The sequence below is a fragment of the Acinetobacter sp. YH12227 genome (assembly GCF_013417785.1).
Lineage (GTDB): Bacteria > Pseudomonadota > Gammaproteobacteria > Pseudomonadales > Moraxellaceae > Acinetobacter > Acinetobacter gandensis.
Genome location: NZ_VPDH01000165.1, coordinates 1 through 1,688 on the forward strand (window position 1 = coordinate 1; position 1,688 = coordinate 1,688).

The 1,688-nt window shown below is 35.5% G+C and carries 1 pseudogene; it reads right to left on the minus strand.

Annotation, left to right across the window (positions count from 1 at the left end):
• Positions 1-55 precede the first annotated feature (55 nt).
• Positions 56-1,561, minus strand: a pseudogene (locus FTV09_RS17670) (HNH endonuclease); the annotation flags it as partial.
• Between the last annotated feature and the right edge of the window lie 127 nt (positions 1,562-1,688).

Below are 1,688 nucleotides of genomic sequence, written 5' to 3' on the forward strand. Positions count from 1 at the left end.
ATGCCATTTTTCTTTATACTGTCACTGAGGCAGGTTGGACATTTGATTTCTAGAGTTATTTGCATTTCTCTATTTTATCAAAATTCAACCTGCTTTTTTTCAGCATACTTTTTGAAACACCACCAAAACGATTACATATCGGATGAATAATTGCTCCATTTTCTAAAACACCGTAACCACCTTCTGCTTTCGATTCTCGATGATCCACTTCAGTCGATTCAAGGTATAGAGCGCTATCACATACTTCGCAATAGCTCCATGTTTTCCTTTCCTCACGTTGATAAAGATTTCTTTTGGTCGCGAGTGAAAAATTTAGAGGTTTTTTCTTCTTTGTTAGTCTTACTGATTTCACAAAGCTCACAACATCATCCACAATGGTCTCATCATAATCACCACCAAAACGGTCAAGGTAAAAATCATTAAAATTAATATAATCAAATGATTGACTCATCGAAAGAATGACGGTGTTCAAACAAACTTCATCTTCGAAATCTAAATCCATATTGAGTCCAATACAGATAAATGCTTGATAGACGTTTTTCAATCGCTCATGTGATCTGATCCCGCTACCAAACTTACCGACAGTTTCTTTGATCGCCACAGGAATTTTTTCAATTAAACTTTCAACACCACGGCGTGCTCGAGTAAATCCAATAAAATCTATCTTTTTATTCTGTATTTCAAAACAGTCTTCTTGAATTTCACAGACGATAGAGAACCAGGCCAAAAAGGATGTCACTTGAAAACGATTATCTTTATAAAAATATAGTTTTGGGTGTAAGCCCAGACTTGGAATCCGAATACTAATTGCTGGTGTAGCGATACGACACAGCACAACTCTAAGTTTTAGCATTAAATTTTCTACACGCTGACCTTGGTCTATACTCACAGTATTCTGACTAGTATCACCAAACATGATATTCAGGAGTTCATTGACCAAGCCGATTTTTTTACCGTGTGTTAAATCCGGCTGTAAAAGTATTATCTTAAAAAGATGATCATGAATTTGCTCACCCAAAGTAATCACTTCATTTATCCGATCGTAATTCAGTTCAGCCAAGTTGGATTTATTATCGTTTATATAACAACATGCATAAATCACATAAAAAGCATCACTCCCCCTATTTTGTAAATGATATTCTTCATCTGGATCTAATCGCTTCGTATCCGAATTGATTGAACAAAAGGCTTTTCGAGCTTCCTCAGGTGTCCCAATGACTTCAATAAAATTAATTTTGGTTGATTTTAATTTTTGCTGATACTCAGAATCGCTACATAACTCTTGAAAATCAGCTAATCCACCTAATCGATTACGAATCTGACGAATATCTCGTTTTTGTGGTGCCGTGAATTTTGGGGCTCCTGCTACTTGCTCATCAATAAAGTATCTTTTGATCCAAGCATAAATGATTGAAATCCTGTGCCCACCATCGATAATATAAATATTGCCAGTGGCATCTTTCCAATAGCGAACGCATAAATTGACATTACGATCATTCAAACATTTTAGAATAAACTTCTGAATTTCAGCAGGGCTCCAACACTCTGTGGAGCGTTGATTAGAGGTGGATCAGGAAATTTGAACAACACCTATAAGTGATATTTTGCTCCCCAAATAATGTTATAAACATCGATATAAGGAGTATTTTATGGCACGTAGACCAAGAAGAAATCATTCAAATGATTTT